The 14,674-nt window shown below is 57.2% G+C and carries 16 protein-coding genes and 2 pseudogenes; 9 read left to right on the top strand and 9 right to left on the bottom strand.

All coding sequences use genetic code 11. The annotated features are described in order from the left end of the window. Nucleotides 1-135: 135 nt before the first annotated feature. The 3 genes from gloA to AB1E37_RS10955 all read right to left on the bottom strand — a co-directional run bounded on the left by gloA (nt 136) and on the right by AB1E37_RS10955 (nt 2,372). Complete coding sequence (gloA, locus tag AB1E37_RS10945) at nt 136-543, bottom strand: lactoylglutathione lyase (protein ID WP_002907764.1); 408 nt, start codon at nt 541-543, stop codon at nt 136-138. A 78-nt stretch (nt 544-621) separates the two neighbouring features. Further along, entirely contained in the window at nt 622-1,719 is a 1,098-nt protein-coding gene (locus AB1E37_RS10950; protein WP_002907763.1) for an alkene reductase, read from the bottom strand. A 53-nt stretch (nt 1,720-1,772) separates the two neighbouring features. Then, a complete protein-coding gene (locus AB1E37_RS10955) occupies nt 1,773-2,372 on the bottom strand; it encodes a TetR/AcrR family transcriptional regulator (protein WP_004175857.1) in 600 nt (199 codons plus the stop codon). 139 nt (nt 2,373-2,511) lie between these two features. On the opposite strand from AB1E37_RS10955, the gene AB1E37_RS10960 reads away from it, so the two are divergent. The 3 genes from AB1E37_RS10960 (at nt 2,512) to sodC (ending at nt 4,290) form a co-directional block, all read left to right on the top strand. Continuing rightward, a complete protein-coding gene (locus tag AB1E37_RS10960) occupies nt 2,512-2,754 on the top strand; it encodes a DUF1289 domain-containing protein (protein ID WP_004189722.1) in 243 nt (80 codons plus the stop codon). Between the two features lie 48 nt (nt 2,755-2,802). Then, a complete protein-coding gene (locus AB1E37_RS10965; protein WP_284302548.1) occupies nt 2,803-3,699 on the top strand; it encodes an aldo/keto reductase family oxidoreductase in 897 nt (298 codons plus the stop codon). A 69-nt stretch (nt 3,700-3,768) separates the two neighbouring features. Then, nucleotides 3,769-4,290 carry a superoxide dismutase [Cu-Zn] SodC gene (sodC, locus tag AB1E37_RS10970; protein ID WP_004898612.1) on the top strand — a complete coding sequence of 174 codons (522 nt, stop codon included), beginning with the start codon at nt 3,769-3,771 and terminating at the stop codon, nt 4,288-4,290. On the opposite strand, the gene AB1E37_RS10975 is transcribed toward sodC, so the two are convergent. The 3 genes from AB1E37_RS10975 to AB1E37_RS10985 are packed head-to-tail and all read right to left on the bottom strand — an operon-like array spanning nt 4,283 to nt 7,450. Beyond that, the gene (locus AB1E37_RS10975) at nt 4,283-6,307 is read right to left on the bottom strand and encodes an FUSC family protein (protein WP_004898611.1); all 2,025 of its coding nucleotides are present in this window, start codon (nt 6,305-6,307) and stop codon (nt 4,283-4,285) included. The two genes, sodC and AB1E37_RS10975, sit on opposite strands and share 8 nt — an antisense overlap. Continuing rightward, on the bottom strand, nt 6,307-7,203 hold the full coding sequence (locus tag AB1E37_RS10980; RefSeq protein ID WP_004143835.1) for an HlyD family secretion protein: 897 nt from the start codon (nt 7,201-7,203) through the stop codon (nt 6,307-6,309). Before AB1E37_RS10980 ends, AB1E37_RS10975 begins: the two co-directional genes overlap by 1 nt. A 10-nt stretch (nt 7,204-7,213) precedes the next feature. After that, nucleotides 7,214-7,450, bottom strand: a complete 237-nt coding sequence (locus tag AB1E37_RS10985; protein WP_004143834.1) for a DUF1656 domain-containing protein — start codon at nt 7,448-7,450, stop codon at nt 7,214-7,216. A gap of 172 nt (nt 7,451-7,622) precedes the next feature. Here AB1E37_RS10985 and slyA point away from each other — a divergent pair, with 172 nt between their 5' ends. Beyond that, on the top strand, nt 7,623-8,063 hold the full coding sequence (gene slyA / locus AB1E37_RS10990) for a transcriptional regulator SlyA (protein ID WP_004143833.1): 441 nt from the start codon (nt 7,623-7,625) through the stop codon (nt 8,061-8,063). A 33-nt stretch (nt 8,064-8,096) separates the two neighbouring features. Here slyA and AB1E37_RS10995 read toward each other — a convergent pair whose 3' ends face one another. Both AB1E37_RS10995 and slyB read right to left on the bottom strand, forming a co-directional pair. After that, on the bottom strand, nt 8,097-9,458 hold the full coding sequence (locus AB1E37_RS10995) for a GGDEF domain-containing protein (RefSeq protein ID WP_004898607.1): 1,362 nt from the start codon (nt 9,456-9,458) through the stop codon (nt 8,097-8,099). 222 nt (nt 9,459-9,680) lie between these two features. Continuing rightward, nucleotides 9,681-9,998: pseudogene (gene slyB, locus AB1E37_RS11000) on the bottom strand (outer membrane lipoprotein SlyB); the annotation flags it as partial. A 16-nt stretch (nt 9,999-10,014) separates the two neighbouring features. Here slyB and AB1E37_RS11005 point away from each other — a divergent pair. The 5 genes and pseudogenes from AB1E37_RS11005 to pdxY form a co-directional block, all read left to right on the top strand. After that, nucleotides 10,015-10,548, top strand: a pseudogene (locus AB1E37_RS11005) (anhydro-N-acetylmuramic acid kinase); the annotation flags it as partial. Between the two features lie 92 nt (nt 10,549-10,640). After that, nucleotides 10,641-10,964, top strand: a complete 324-nt coding sequence (gene mliC / locus AB1E37_RS11010; RefSeq protein WP_002907744.1) for a C-type lysozyme inhibitor — start codon at nt 10,641-10,643, stop codon at nt 10,962-10,964. Between the two features lie 57 nt (nt 10,965-11,021). After that, nucleotides 11,022-11,678 (top strand): pyridoxamine 5'-phosphate oxidase, encoded by a 657-nt coding sequence (gene pdxH, locus AB1E37_RS11015; protein ID WP_002907742.1) that lies wholly within the window; start codon nt 11,022-11,024, stop codon nt 11,676-11,678. Nucleotides 11,679-11,802: 124 nt separating this feature from the next. Further along, nucleotides 11,803-13,077 (top strand): tyrosine--tRNA ligase, encoded by a 1,275-nt coding sequence (gene tyrS / locus AB1E37_RS11020; RefSeq protein ID WP_002907740.1) that lies wholly within the window; start codon nt 11,803-11,805, stop codon nt 13,075-13,077. A 61-nt stretch (nt 13,078-13,138) separates the two neighbouring features. After that, entirely contained in the window at nt 13,139-13,999 is an 861-nt protein-coding gene (pdxY, locus tag AB1E37_RS11025; RefSeq protein ID WP_004898602.1) for a pyridoxal kinase PdxY, read from the top strand. Between the two features lie 42 nt (nt 14,000-14,041). On the opposite strand, the gene gstA is transcribed toward pdxY, so the two are convergent. Continuing rightward, nucleotides 14,042-14,647: a glutathione transferase GstA gene (gene gstA / locus AB1E37_RS11030; RefSeq protein WP_002907736.1), complete on the bottom strand. Its 606-nt coding sequence runs from the start codon at nt 14,645-14,647 to the stop codon at nt 14,042-14,044. Nucleotides 14,648-14,674: the final 27 nt, after the last annotated feature.

A 14,674-nucleotide genomic window follows, 5' to 3' on the forward strand; every position in this document is an offset into this window, starting at 1 on the left:
GATTCTCTTAGCTGGAAAAAAGTAGCGCGCATTATGGCAAATTTTGCCGCGGCTTGCAGCAGGCAGGGGTGAAAACAACGGGCGCCGTAGCGCCCGGGCGAGCCATGGCATTAAATATGCCAGCGTGGGGAAGCGTTAGTTGCCCAGACCTTTACCGGCATCTTTCTCTTCAATGAGCTCGATTTTGTAACCGTCCGGATCTTCCACGAAGGCGATGACGGTGGTGCCGCCTTTTACCGGCCCGGCTTCACGGGTGACGTTGCCCCCGTTCTGACGGATCCGTTCGCAGGCTTCGGCGGCGTTATCGACGCTCAGCGCGATATGGCCGTAGGCGGTGCCCAGCTCATAGCTGTCCACGCCCCAGTTGTAGGTCAGTTCGATCACCGCGGTTTCGCTCTCTTCGCCGTAGCCGACAAAGGCGAGGGAGTACTTGTACTCCGGGTTTTCGCTGGTGCGCAGCAGCTTCATGCCCAACACGTTGGTATAGAAGTCGATAGAACGTTGCAGGTCGCCAACGCGCAGCATGGTGTGGAGTAAGCGCATAATGTCCCCTATGCAGTTTATTTGATAGATCAGAACGTTGAGTATAGCGGCGATACGTCGCCGCTATCAATGGAGGGATTACAGAGTCGGGTAATCGGTGTAGCCTTCCGCGCCGCCGCCGTAGAAGGATTCCGGGCGTTGCGGGTTAAGCGGCGCTTTTTTCTGCAGGCGAGCCACCAGATCCGGGTTGGCGATGTAATCGCGGCCAAAGGCCACGGCATCAATCAGCCCTTTATTGATAAGATCGTTGGCTTTTTCTACTGTGTAAGCGCCAGCGCCAATGATCACCCCCGGGAAGCGGTCGCGGACTTTCTGACGGAAAGCTTCACTGTAAGGTTTGCCGCCCGCCCAGTCCGGCTCGGACATGTGCAGATAGGCGATACCGCGTTTCGCCAGCTCGCTAATCAGATACAGCGCGTCTTCTTCTTCGTTCGGGCCATTATCCACATTCTGGAAGCTGCCAATCGGCGACACGCGGATGCCAATGCGCTCGGCGCTCCACTCTTGACTCACGGCGTCAACCACTTCCAGCACCAGACGGGCACGGTTCTCCACGCTGCCGCCGTACTGATCGGTACGCTGGTTCGCCGATGGCGAGAGGAACTGGTGCAGCAGATAGCCGTGGGCTGAGTGCAGCTCAACCAGATCGAAGCCGGCGTCACGGGCATTGCCGACCGCCTGACGGAAATCGTTGACGATCCCTGGGATCTCTGCGGTTTCCAGGGCGCGGGGCATTGAGGTGTCGACGCGAATGGCGTGGCCGTTTTCGTCACGCAGTGAGGTACGGGTGCCCGCGCTCAGCGCGGAAGGCGCTACCGGGGCGGCGCCGCCAGGCTGCAGGCTGCTATGGGAAATACGCCCGGTGTGCCACAGCTGGACGGCGATATGACCGTTTTCGGCATGAACGCCGGCGGTGATTTTCTGCCAGGCGGCAATCTGCTCCGGGCTGTGCAGCCCAGGCGCGCCGGCGTAGCCTTTGGCCTGCGCGGAGATCTGCGTCGCTTCGGTGATGATCAGCCCGGAACTGGCGCGCTGGCGGTAGTATTCGCCCATCAGCGGAGTAGGGATATCGCCCGGCTCAATGCTGCGCAGACGCGTCAACGGCGCCATAAATACGCGATTAGGGACGGTGACCGCACCGACTTTCAGTGGGCTGAATAATTTTGCTTCCGACATAGTGACTCCTGAGTAGACCGGTCGTCTAGTAACTGATGAAATAAAAACGCCTGTTATACCGCAGGCGCTGCAATAATCTGTTTGGCGTGGGCAAGGGCGCTTTCCAGCGGCGTTGCGCTACGCGTAATTTTGGCCTGCAGGTTGGCCCCGAGCCACAGGGAATACAGCACCTGCGACAGGGTCATGGCCTCGCCGTCAAATGCGAGACTGCCTTCCTGACGTCCTTTCTCCAGCGCGTCGCCCAGCAGGGCGATAATCTGGCTGGCTCCGCGATCCATGGCGGCGCGCATATCTTCCGACAGATCGCAAACCTCCGCGGATAGCTTGACAGTAAGACACCCGCTAATAATCCCCTGCTGGCAGAACTGATTCAGCGTGTGCTGATAGTAGGCCAGCAGGCGATCGCGATAGTTACCGTCGCCATGATCGAAGTGGTCGACCAGGCGCTGCAGATATCCGGTGTAGTGATGTTCAAGCAGCGCGACGCCGAAGGCTTCCTTAGAGCGAAAGTAGTGGTAGAAGGAGCCCTTGGGCACCTCCGCCGTCTTCAGAAGTTCGCTCAAGCCCATTCCGGTAAAACCGCGATGCATGCAAAGCTGCTCGCCGGTGGCCAGGATATGTTCTCGGGTATCGCAATCGCTGTGTCTGTTCATGCTGCACACTGTAGTAGACCGATTGGTCTAATGCAAGCGTCGGCGGAAAAATGTTAGCTGGCGCAGCACGTAGTGAACAAAATTTGCGTCGGCGCGGGGAAACGTCTTCAATGAAAGGAGACGAGGGGACAGGAGGCGTGTGGTGGCAGAGCAGTTAGAATTTTTCCCGGTGCAGAGCCCGTGCCGGGGAATATGTCAGACCGATGAGCGCGGCTACTGTCGCGGCTGTTTCCGCAGCCGTGAGGAACGTTTTAACTGGCAAACGATGAGCGATGCGCAGAAACAGGAGGTTTTGCGTCTTTGCCGCCAACGGCTGCTGCGCAAAATACGCGCGAACAGGCCGGAGCCGGCGGAAGAACCGCAGCAACCCTCACTGTTTTAAGCCAAAAATTACGTATACTCAGAGCACTTTTTTATTGAGGAAGCGGTTATGGTTCAGCGTATTGCTATGGCTCCCCAGGGGCCGGAATTTTCACGTTTTGTGATGGGCTACTGGCGTCTGATGGACTGGAAAATGTCGCCTGGCGAGCTGGTCAGCTTTATTGAGCAGCATCTCGATTTAGGCGTAACCACCGTCGATCACGCCGATATCTATGGCGATTATCAGTGTGAGGCTGCCTTTGGCGAAGCGCTGAAGCGAGCGCTGCATCTGCGTAGCCGGATGGAAATCGTCAGCAAATGCGGTATCGCCACCCGGGCGCGCGCTGAGAACACCATTGGCCACTACATTACCGACCGCGATCACATCGTGCTCAGCGCCGAGCAATCGCTGCGTAATCTGGCGACGGACCATCTCGACTTGCTGCTGATCCACCGGCCGGACCCACTGATGGACGCCGACGAGGTAGCCGAAGCTTTTCTCGCGCTGCATCATAGCGGTAAAGTGCGCCATTTTGGCGTCTCGAACTTTACCCCCGCCCAGTTCACCTTGCTGCAGTCACGTCTGCCGTTTACCATGGCCACCAACCAGGTCGAAATTTCACCGGTGCATCAGCCGCTGCTGCTCGACGGTACTCTCGATCAGCTGCAGCAACTGCGTATTCGTCCGATGGCGTGGTCTTGTCTTGGCGGTGGTCGCCTGTTTAACGAAGAGGGCTTCCAGGCGCTGCGCGATGAGCTGGCGCAGGTGGCGCACGAGCTTAACGCCGACAGCATCGAACAGGTAGTTTATGCCTGGGTGCTGCGTCTGCCGTCGCAGCCGCTGCCGATTATTGGCTCGGGCAAAATCGAGCGCGTGCGCTCGGCGATTGTGGCTGAAAAACTCAGCATGACCCGTCAGCAGTGGTTCCGCATCCGTAAAGCCGCGCTCGGGTACGACGTACCGTAACGGGCATTTCCCCTCCGGAAAGGCGTTCCTGGTTTACACTTAACAGGGAGACAGCCATCCGGAGGTGTTATGCAACGATGTATTCTCGCGATCTTATCCCTCGCATTTTGCGCTGGCGCACAGGCCGTTAGTGAAGATGTGCAACTTAATCTCGTGACCACCCAGGGCGTCGGTCAGACCATCGGCAGCGTCAAAATCACCGAAACCGACCGCGGACTCGAGTTCGCCCCCACTCTGCGGGCGCTACCGCCGGGTAAGCACGGGTTTCATATTCATGACGAAGGCAGCTGCCAGCCGGCGATGAAAGAAGGTAAAGCCGTGGCCGCCGGGGCGGCGGGCGGACATTACGATCCGCAGCATACCGGCAAACACGAAGGGCCGTTGGGGGCCGGGCATCTTGGCGACCTGCCCCTGCTGGTGGTCAACGATGCGGGCGTAGCCGACCAGCCGATTATTGCTCCGCGCCTGAAAACGCTGGCGGAGGTGAAAGGGAAAGCGCTGATGGTCCACGTAGGCGGGGATAACATGGCCGACAGTCCGCAGCCGCTGGGCGGCGGCGGCGAACGGTTTGCCTGCGGGGTGATTAAGTAGTTCCTTCGCCAATTGTGCCGGCCACCGGGGCCTGTTCCAGCTGCGACAAGGCGCAGTACAGTCGCCAAATCGCGGCGGCCAGTTCCCGCGCCGCCGGCTGATGATGGTGGTTCAGGGCGTCGCAGATCCGCTGCAGCTCCTGCAGGGTGGAGGCCAGCGGGCGCTGCTGCACGCCGCGCTCGCTCATCACATCGCGTAACAGGTTGATGCACAGGTCGCGCACCTGGGCGAGAGGATCGGAGCGGGTTTCCCATTCGCGAAGCTGCCAGACGACGTGCGAGCAATTGAGCAGCACGACGCCCCAACGCAACAGCCAGCGGCGCGCCAGGGCATCCTTACTCTGGCTGAGCTGACTGACGTGGTGATAGACCAGCGATTCAAATTCATGCTCACTGTGCTGAGGATGACGGCTGAGCTGATCGACAAAGTGACGCCGTAACGCTCTGATATGGCGTCGCCCTTTGCGGGCGTCCGAGCCCGGACTCAGTACCGCAAAGGCCAGCCAGGCAAAGCCTACCCCGACAATCTTGCTCAAATTATCATTGAAAAAGGCCGCATAATCGTACACCGGCGGGTTGGTGACGGCGATAAACGAGCCCATAAAGACGATAAGCTGTCCCCACAGGCCGGCGTATTTGGGCCACTGCAGTTTGAATAACTGCATGGTGGTCAGGAGCGGGAACAGGAACAGCAGAAACTGCCACAGGTCGGTTACCTGCACCATCAGGCCGAACTTCACCACGAAACTGAATAGCGACAGCAGGACCAGAGTCTGCATCAGCAATGTCAGCGAGCGAAACGGCGAGGCGGATACGGAGTAGAGCACGCAGCAGATGGAGGCCAGGGTCAGGGCCGCCGCGCAGCTGGTCCACTGGGTACTGATCCCCCATGCGCCAATCGCCACCAGCGCGCAAAAGGTACGGACACCGTTGAGCAACGCCTCCGCCTGATCGGTATGGCGGGCTAACGGCGGGGCGGCGGGCACATTGAACTCGGCGATCGCCGAGGCATTTTCAACGCGGCGGATCCAGCGGCTGCTCTCCAGGTAAATGCGACAGAAATAGCGCAATCGCGCCCAGAAAGCGATGTGCCGGTAATCGGCATCCTGCCGCGGCGCCAGCGGCGCCAGGATCCGCGCAACGTGATAGCTGTCGGCATGAGGGGTGGCGAGCTCGGCGAGCAGCGACTCCAGTACCTGGCGAGTGTTCGCCGGCGCGTCAGGCCAGTTCAGCAGCATCCGTCGCAGACTGGAGATGACGCTGGTCATTCTGAGCTGCTGATGCAGGAGGTAGTTCAGCAGAGGATTCTGCCGACGGAAACGGTAGTGGCTCCAGAAGGCCTGGATACGCAGCAGGTTCATGGTCAGGATCTGGCCAATCACGCTCTCATGGGCGGTGCGAATGGCATCCGTCGTCTCCGGCACCCACAGCAGGCTGGCGTGCTCCAGCAGCCGGGCGTGCATGGTTTTCAGGGCCGTCAGCAGGTTGCTGCCGTCGGAGGTGCTTGGCAGGATCATCATCATTAGCCCGCCGCAGAGGATCCCGACGATGACTTCGCAGACGCGCGACTGGGCGATGACCCACAGCTCGTAGCTGTCGCTGATGTTAATCACCGGAAAGGCGATGATGGCGCAGGTATAGCCCGCCAGCTGAAAGGCGTAGGCGACGTTGTTGGTGAACAGGGCGCAGGCCCAGGTGCAGAGCGCCAGCCAGCCGGAGATACTGAACAGAAACAGCCAGGGATCGTTGAGTGTATGACCGGCAAGCAGCAGGGCGGCGCAGGCGCCGAGCAGGCTGCCTGCGATGCGGCCAAAACTTTTACTGATCACGCCGCCGACGGTGGGAAAGCTGACCACCGCCGCGGACGTCATCGCCCAGTAGGGCTCATCAAGATCCAGCGCATAGGCGATACTCAGCGCAAGACACATCGCGATGCCGTTGCGCAATGCGTACCGCCACTGCGGCCGGGTGGCTTTAACCCAGGGGAGTGTGCGCCACGACAGGGTCTGCAGGTTCATTACTGCCCGCCAATTGAGACAGTGCAGGTGGTGCCGGAGACCAGGGTGACATCGGCCGGCAGCGTATCAAAGGCAATTCGCACCGGAACGCGTTGGGCGAGACGAACCCAGGGGATATTTGGTTTGATGTTGGCCACCAGCCCGGTTCCCTGTTCCACGCTCTGGTCGACAATCGCGCGGCCGATGCTGGCGACATGGCCCTTTAGCGTCTGCTGATTGCTATAGAGAATAATTTGTGCCGGATCGCCGATGCGAATGTGGCGCAGTTTGGTCTCTTCGAAGTAGCCCAGTACGTAAAACGAATGGCTGTCCACCAGGGCAAAGACCGGATGGCCGGTGGTAGCGTAATCACCGACGCGGGTGGAAAGGTTGGTCACCCAGCCATCCACCGGCGCTTTGACAACCGTCTGGCTGAGCTGCCACTGCGCATGTTTCAGCGCCGCTTCGGTTACGCCGACCCCCGCTCTGGCGGCAGCCAGGGTGGTGGTGGCGGTATTCAGGGCGGTATTGACGTTCTCAAGGTCTTCAGCCGAGATGGCATTTTGCGACAGGCTTCGGCGACGGCGAGCCTCGCTGGCGGCCTTGCTTTGCTCCGCCTGCGCTTTCGCCACCTCCGCCTGGGCTTTCGCCAGCTGCGCCTGGGCGTTCAGCACCGCGATGCGATAGGGGGTGTCGTCGATGGTAAACAATACTTCCCCGGCTTTGACCCGTTGGTTATCGGTTACGTTCAACTGCAGAATACTGCCGGAGACCTGAGGGGTGATCCCAACCTGCTCGGCGCGCACTTTGCCGTCGCGGGTCCAGGGTGACTGAGTGTAGAAATTCCATAACAACCATGCGGCAATCAGGGCGACGGCCGCGACCAGCAGCGTTGACAGATATTTTAATCTTTTCATAACAGGGAGATCACCAGGCAATGAGTAATACCAGGGCCAGACAGACCGAGAGCGCGAACAGTGAGAGATCCATTAGTAGCGGGTGCCAGATGTCGCCCGCATACATCCAGTCACGCAGCTGGCGATGTAAAAACAACCAGATAAAGAAACCCAACAAGACGGCTTTGAACAGCGGAGGGAAATAGACGGATGCGCCGAACACCAGGTCCTGCAGCGGCAATCCGGATGTGTTAAGACTCAGTTTCACAAGCAAAAATCCTTTGCCATTACAGGGGTAACCTCAGGACGTGCTACTCTTTAACAGTGTAAATCATTGTTTTGGTTTTTGTTGAATCAAGTAATTCATTTGTTTTGATAATTCAAATGCTGCACACTATTCTAAAATCAGTATAATAACTTAGCAAGCTAATTATAAGGAGATGAAATTGGAATCGCCACTTGGTTCTGATCTGGCACGTTTAGTTCGCGTTTGGCGCGCGCTAATCGACCATCGCCTGAAACCTCTGGAGTTAACGCAGACCCACTGGGTCACGCTGCATAACATCCACCAGCTGCCGCCTGAGCAGTCGCAGATCCAGCTGGCGAAAGCTATCGGTATTGAACAGCCGTCGCTGGTGCGCACGCTCGATCAGCTGGAGGAGAAAGGGCTCATTTCTCGCCAGACCTGCGCAAGCGATCGGCGGGCCAAACGCATCAAGCTGACGGAAAAAGCCGAACCGCTGATCAACGAGATGGAAGAGGTGATAGGTAAGACCCGTGATGAAATCCTCTCAGGGGTCTCGAAGCAGGAAGTGGAAACCTTGCTCCACTTAATCCGTAAACTTGAACAAAATATCCTCGATCTCCAGGCTAAAGATTAATTCTTTGCGGCCCGGGCTAATCCGGGCCTTTTTTCACCCTCCCTGCCGATGCCAGACGATCACCTGATTACGTCCGTTATTCTTTGCTTCATACATGGCTTCGTCCGCGCGCTGAACGCACGCTTCCGCTGTCACGCTATTGTCGTAGGTGGTATACACCCCCATGCTGATGGTCATTCGCTCCGGTAAATGGCTCTCCCCGGCACTGACCGCCAGGCGGATACGCTCGGCGATCGCTTGCGCTTCTTTTTCACCGGTGTTGACCAGCAGCAGAGCAAATTCCTCACCGCCGATGCGTGCGGCGGCGTCATCTACCCGCGAATGGCTTTCCAGCACCGAGGCGGCGAACTGGATCACTTTGTCGCCCGCGACATGGCCGTAGCTATCGTTGATGCGTTTGAAATGGTCGAGGTCGCTGATGAGCACCGACAGCGGATGCTGGGCATTCACCTTCGCCAGCTGTTGGTTAAGGGTGTCGTAGAAGAAGCTGCGGTTGTAGAGGCGGGTCAACGGGTCGCGGATCGAATTCTGATACGAATGAACATATTTGTGGTTAGACTCGCGATAGAGGATAAAGACGTCAACCAGTAGCACCAGAATCAGGAACAAGGTGCATAGCGTTTCGAAAAAACGCGCCTGGTACCAGGTCTGATCCAGCTCCCCTGCGGTGGAGAGCAGCTGGAAAAGCGTGAACAAATAAGCGCTGCAAAAAAAAGCGCCGCTGAACCAAAAAATATTACGCAGTTTACTCAAGCTAATTAATAAAATCAGCGTGATGAACCAAACTGCCATCAGCAGCCAGCCGATAATACTTTGCCACAACGGGGTAAAGGTATGGCTCAGATCGTCGATAAAATTGACGCTCAGCCACGGCGAATGGCTGGAGTATAGCCATGATAAAACAATAATGGTCAACGTAAAAAGAATACATGCTGTAAATGTAAGAATGTGTGCTTTCCACGAATGCATGATGCGCTGGCGAAAATAGTACAAAATAATAGATGACATGAATAACACAGCCATCATTATATTGCGGAAGAAATAATAGATAACGGCGTCATTTTGATTAACGACCGGGGCCGGATTACAGGTAAGCCAGTCCGGATAGCTGCTGAGCGTGCCAAGCATCAGCAGCGCTGAGCAGGCAAACCCGAAAGAGACTGGAGTAAGGTACAGACGCCGCTTGCTGCTCCAGTATTTCATGCCCATAAAACAGGCAATGGTAATATGAAAAACCATCAGGAAACTGGTCAGCAGCGGAAATAATATTGAGGAAGTACTACTTAAGCTGGTATGAAAAAACGCAGTCATCCCGGAAATGCCAATCCCGGCCAGTAAACAAATGCAAATATAAAGGATTAGACGTTTAACGATATGATGCACATGTTCGGGCATAGGCAATATTCCACATAAAAGGCAACGGCAGCGACGATGAGTCACCAGGGCTAATTTATGTTCTTGAGGGTAATAGGGGCGGGCAGATAAGATATTGCGCAGGCGCAATGATTCATGGAATATTAAAATAAAGATGTCTGATGGTTACTACGAATTTATTACGGCGAAATAAACGTGGCTGAAAAATACGATGCGGCGCAACCGGCCGCATCGTAAGGGAAATTATCGCGGAGAGACGGTGACCTGGCTGCCGCTGCCGGCAATGGCCACGCGCTGACCAACGGAGAACGGAGTGCTGCCCTGTTTCTGCACTACCATAATGGTATTGCCATCGTCCTTACGGATTTCCAGTTCAACGCCCTGCGTTTTATTCATCGCGCCCTGAACGCCCTGACCGGCTACGCCGCCCGCGACCGCACCTGCCGCCGTAGCCAGAGAGCGTCCGGTACCGCCGCCGATGGTGTTTCCAAGGAACCCGCCCAGTACCGCACCGCCAATGGCCCCGATGGCATTGCTATCGTCGCCGCTCTGGATCTGTACGGCGCATTCCACACGGGCTAGCGAAGGTAAAGTGCTGCTGCCGCTGCTGCAGGACATGCTGAGCGATCCGTGGTTTGCCTTGCAAATTGGTGATAACGGCGCCGAAAAGCACGGTCGGGCGCTGCTGGCCCATATTTCAATATACGGCTGGCTGCTGGCGCCAGCAGCCGCATATGGCCCGCTATCCGGGGGCTACGCGGGACGCCCAATGGGCTATAAAGTTCAGGCTACGCTTGCGGAATTGACCGCCGTCACCATCAGTGAGCAGGTATTGTTAAGCGGCGGCTGCGAGCGTTTGTTAGTGTGCGGCGGCGGCGCGCGTAACCCCTTGTTAATGGCGCGCCTGGCGGCGCTGCTGCCGGGAACAGAGGTCTCCACCACCGATGAGGCGGGGATCAGCGGCGATGATATGGAAGCGCTGGCCTTTGCCTGGCTGGCCTGGCGAACGCTGGCTGGTCTGCCGGGCAATCTGCCCTCCGTGACCGGCGCCAGCGAATCCTCGGTGCTGGGCGCCATTTTTCCGGCTAACCCGCCGCAGAATCGGAGTTAACTGAAATCTTAAATACGATGCGACCGGTAAACTGGACAAGTTAAGCGGAGGGCGGAGTGCCCGCCGTGACCGGGAAAGTCGAAGGCAAACGAATGAAAAAAATTCTTATCGCAGTTGTACCTTTTATGCTGGCGGGCTGTAGCTACTACAACCAATTTGTCGAGCGGATGCAGACGGACACGCTGGAGTATCAATGCGACCAGAAACCATTGACGGTCCATCGCAATAACGCACGCCAGCAGGTCAGTTTTATCTATGATAATCAGCAACTGAACCTGTCTGAGGGGCTGTCGGCTTCCGGGGCGCGCTACACCGACGGCGTCTATGTGTTCTGGTCAAAAGGCGATACCGCCACCGTCTATAAGCGCGACCGCATCGTCCTTGATAACTGTCAGCTGCAGACGGCCAAACGTTGAGATTTCTGTCCGGGGGGCGCACAATAACGCCACCTTATGACTACATCCTCAATGGCCATGTCTGATAACGACGAACTCCAGCAAATTGCGCATTTGCGCCGTGAATACACCCGTGGCGGTTTGCGTCGCCACGATCTTCCTGCTGAACCCCTGCCGCTGTTTGAACGCTGGCTGCGTCAGGCCTGCGATGCGAAACTTGCCGACCCGACGGCCATGGTGGTTGCCACCGTCGATGAGCGCGGCCAGCCCTACCAGCGCATTGTGCTGCTGAAGCACTACGACGAAAAAGGGTTGGTGTTTTATACCAACCTCGGCAGCCGCAAAGCGCATCAAATTGAAAACAACCCGCAGGTCAGCCTGCTTTTCCCGTGGCATATGCTGGAGCGCCAGGTGATGGTAATCGGCAAAGCGGAGCGTCTGTCGACGCTGGAAGTGGTCAAATATTTCCACAGCCGTCCGCGCGACAGCCAGATTGGCGCCTGGGTCTCGAAGCAGTCGAGCCGGATCTCAGCCCGCGGCATCCTCGAAAGCAAATTCCTCGAGCTGAAGCAGAAGTTCCAGCAGGGTGAAGTGCCGTTGCCGAGCTTCTGGGGCGGATTCCGCGTCAGCATTGAGCAGATGGAGTTCTGGCAGGGGGGAGAACACCGTCTGCACGATCGCTTTTTATACCAGCGCGATAGCGGCGCCTGGAAAATAGACCGTCTGGCGCCGTAAACGCCGAAATTAGTTATCGAAGCGCTGGCGCTGAAAGGGCCGGCGCTTTATTCTATGTACTTTTCGCATCTGGCGAAAAGTCGTGTACCGGCAGAGGTGCAGTCGTTTATACATGGAGAATTTGATGGCAAGCAGTAACTTGATTAAACAATTGCAAGAGCGGGGGCTGGTAGCCCAGGTGACGGACGAGGAAGCGTTAGCAGAGCGACTGGCGCAAGGCCCGATCGCGCTCTATTGCGGCTTCGATCCTACCGCTGACAGCTTGCATTTGGGGCATCTTGTTCCATTGTTATGCCTGAAACGCTTCCAGCAGGCAGGTCATAAACCTGTGGCGCTGGTGGGCGGCGCAACCGGTCTGATTGGCGACCCAAGCTTCAAAGCCGCTGAGCGTAAACTAAACACCGAGGATACCGTGCAGGAGTGGGTGGATAAAATCCGCAAACAGGTGGCTCCGTTCCTTGATTTTGACTGCGGCGACAACTCGGCGATCGCGGCGAATAACTATGACTGGTTTGGCAGCATGAACGTGCTGACCTTCCTGCGCGATATCGGTAAACACTTCTCTGTTAACCAGATGATCAACAAAGAAGCGGTGAAGCAGCGTCTGAATCGTGACGATCAGGGTATCTCCTTTACCGAGTTCTCTTACAATCTGCTGCAGGGTTACGACTTTGCCTGCCTGAACAAGCTGCACGGCGTGGCGCTGCAGATCGGCGGCTCTGACCAGTGGGGCAACATCACCTCCGGCATCGATCTGACCCGTCGTCTGCATCAGAATCAGGTGTTTGGCCTGACCGTACCGCTGATCACCAAAGCGGACGGCACCAAATTCGGTAAAACCGAAGGCGGCGCCGTGTGGCTGGATCCGAAGAAAACCAGTCCGTACAAATTTTACCAGTTCTGGATCAACACCGCGGATGCTGATGTCTATCGCTTCCTCAAATTCTTCACCTTTATGGACATTGCGGAGATCAATGCCCTGGAAGAAGAAGACAAAAACAGCGGTAAAGCGCCGCGCGCCCAGTACGTGCTGGCAGAGCAGGTGACGCGCCTTGTTCACGGCGAAGAAGGCCTGGAAGCGGCGAAGCGCATTACCGAAAGCCTGTTCAACGGTAACCTGAGCGACCTGAGCGAAGCAGACTTCGAACAGCTGGCCCAGGATGGCGTGCCGATGATCGAAATGGAAAAAGGCGCCGATCTGCTGCAGGCGCTGGTTGATTCCGAGCTGCAGCCGTCCCGCGGTCAGGCGCGTAAAACCGTTGCCTCTAACGCGGTGACCATCAACGGCGAAAAACAGGCCGACCCGGAATATGTATTCAGTGACAGCGATCGCCTGTTTGGCCGCTACACCTTGCTGCGTCGCGGTAAGAAAAATTACTGCCTGGTCTGCTGGAAATAAAAAAATACTGCCAGGGCGTGGGAAACCACGCCCTTTTTCTTTTTAGGGTTGTGGTAAGAAAATGAAGAACATCCTCGCCATTCAGTCTCACGTTGTGTTTGGCCATGCCGGCAACAGTGCCGCCGAATTTCCGATGCGCCGTCTGGGCGCCAATGTCTGGCCCCTGAATACCGTACAGTTCTCTAACCATACGCAGTACGGCAAATGGACCGGCTGCGTCATGCCGCCTTCGCATTTGACGGAGATCGTTCAGGGGATTGCCGACATCGACAAACTGCAGACCTGCGATGCGGTACTGAGCGGCTATCTTGGCTCCGCTGAGCAGGGAGAGCATATCCTCGGTATCGTGCGTCAGGTTAAGGCGGCCAATCCGGCGGCGAAATATTTTTGCGATCCGGTGATGGGTCATCCGGAGAAGGGCTGCATCGTCGCGCCGGGCGTGGCGGAGTTCCACGTGCGCTATGCGCTGCCGGCCAGCGATATTATTGCGCCGAATCTGGTTGAGCTGGAGATCCTGTGCGGTCATCCGGTCGCCAGCGTCAGCGAGGCAGTGGCCGCCGCGCGGGAGTTGATTGCCCAGGGGCCGGAAGTGGTATTAGTTAAGCATCTTGCCCGTGCGGGTCTGAGTATGGATCGTTTTGAGATGCTGCTGGTGACGGCCAAAGAAGCCTGGCATATTAGTCGGCCGCTGGTGGATTTCGGCCTGCGTCAGCCGGTGGGCGTCGGCGATGTGACCAGCGGTCTGCTGTTGGTTAAATTGCTGCAGGGGGCAAGTCTGCGCGATGCGCTGGAACACGTCACCGCCGCGGTGTACGAGATTATGCTCGCCACCAAAAATATGCAGGAATACGAACTACAGGTAGTAGCGGCGCAGGATCGCATCGCCGTACCGGAGCACTGCTTCAGCGCCACCCGGCTGTAACTCCCAGGGCCTGCCCGACGGTCCGCCGGGCAGGTTCAGGCCTTATTTTAAGCCTTCAGCCGCCAGTGCGGCCGCCACCGCCGGACGCGCTGCCACCTGCGTCATCCAGCTGCCGATATGACCATAGGCAGCCATATCCAGTTTTATAGCATAGGCCCAGCGCAGCACCGTAAACAGATAACCATCGGCAATGGTGAAGCGATGGCCGGTCAGCCACTGTTTGTCTGCCAGCGCTGCATCAACGTATTGCAGCTTTTTCTCCAGCAGCCCCCGCGCGACAGGCTTATAGTCCTCCGGGGTATCCGGGCGGAACAGCGGGGTAAAGCTTTTATGCAGCTCGGTGGCCACATAGTTCAGCCATTCGAGAGTCTGATAGCGCGCAATCGAGCCCACCGGCGCCAGCAGATGACGATCCGGCACCTGGTCTGCGATGTACTGCATGATGGCTACGCCCTCAGTGAGCAGGATATCATCATCCAGCAGCAGCGCCGGTACCTGACCTTTCGGGTTGATCAGCAGATAGTCTTCCCCGTTTTCCAGCCGTTTTTGGGCCAGATCCACGCTCTGCAGGGTAAAATCCAGACCGCTTTCGCGCAGGGCAATATGCGAGGCAAGGGAACAGGCGCCGGGTTTGTAGAACAGTTTCATGCGTGACTCCTCGTGGCTGCAGTTTTC

It is taken from the genome of Klebsiella sp. Shm-1 (genome assembly GCF_040804525.1).
Classification (GTDB): Bacteria; Pseudomonadota; Gammaproteobacteria; order Enterobacterales; family Enterobacteriaceae; genus Klebsiella; species Klebsiella pneumoniae.

Bases quoted from the DNA above. Each gene is read 5' to 3' on its own strand.
- AB1E37_RS10980 (WP_004143835.1), bottom strand. From the start codon at position 7,203: ATGAAAAGATTAAAATATCTGTCAACGCTGCTGGTCGCGGCCGTCGCC.
- AB1E37_RS10965 (WP_284302548.1), top strand. From the start codon at position 2,803: ATGGTTCAGCGTATTGCTATGGCTCCCCAGGGGCCGGAATTTTCACGT.
- gloA (WP_002907764.1), bottom strand. From the start codon at position 543: ATGCGCTTACTCCACACCATGCTGCGCGTTGGCGACCTGCAACGTTCT.
- slyA (WP_004143833.1), top strand. From the start codon at position 7,623: ATGAAATTGGAATCGCCACTTGGTTCTGATCTGGCACGTTTAGTTCGC.
- AB1E37_RS10950 (WP_002907763.1), bottom strand. From the start codon at position 1,719: ATGTCGGAAGCAAAATTATTCAGCCCACTGAAAGTCGGTGCGGTCACC.
- AB1E37_RS10975 (WP_004898611.1), bottom strand. From the start codon at position 6,307: ATGAACCTGCAGACCCTGTCGTGGCGCACACTCCCCTGGGTTAAAGCC.
- AB1E37_RS10995 (WP_004898607.1), bottom strand. From the start codon at position 9,458: ATGCCCGAACATGTGCATCATATCGTTAAACGTCTAATCCTTTATATT.
- tyrS (WP_002907740.1), top strand. From the start codon at position 11,803: ATGGCAAGCAGTAACTTGATTAAACAATTGCAAGAGCGGGGGCTGGTA.
- mliC (WP_002907744.1), top strand. From the start codon at position 10,641: ATGAAAAAAATTCTTATCGCAGTTGTACCTTTTATGCTGGCGGGCTGT.
- pdxY (WP_004898602.1), top strand. From the start codon at position 13,139: ATGAAGAACATCCTCGCCATTCAGTCTCACGTTGTGTTTGGCCATGCC.
- sodC (WP_004898612.1), top strand. From the start codon at position 3,769: ATGCAACGATGTATTCTCGCGATCTTATCCCTCGCATTTTGCGCTGGC.
- gstA (WP_002907736.1), bottom strand. From the start codon at position 14,647: ATGAAACTGTTCTACAAACCCGGCGCCTGTTCCCTTGCCTCGCATATT.
- AB1E37_RS10955 (WP_004175857.1), bottom strand. From the start codon at position 2,372: ATGAACAGACACAGCGATTGCGATACCCGAGAACATATCCTGGCCACC.
- pdxH (WP_002907742.1), top strand. From the start codon at position 11,022: ATGTCTGATAACGACGAACTCCAGCAAATTGCGCATTTGCGCCGTGAA.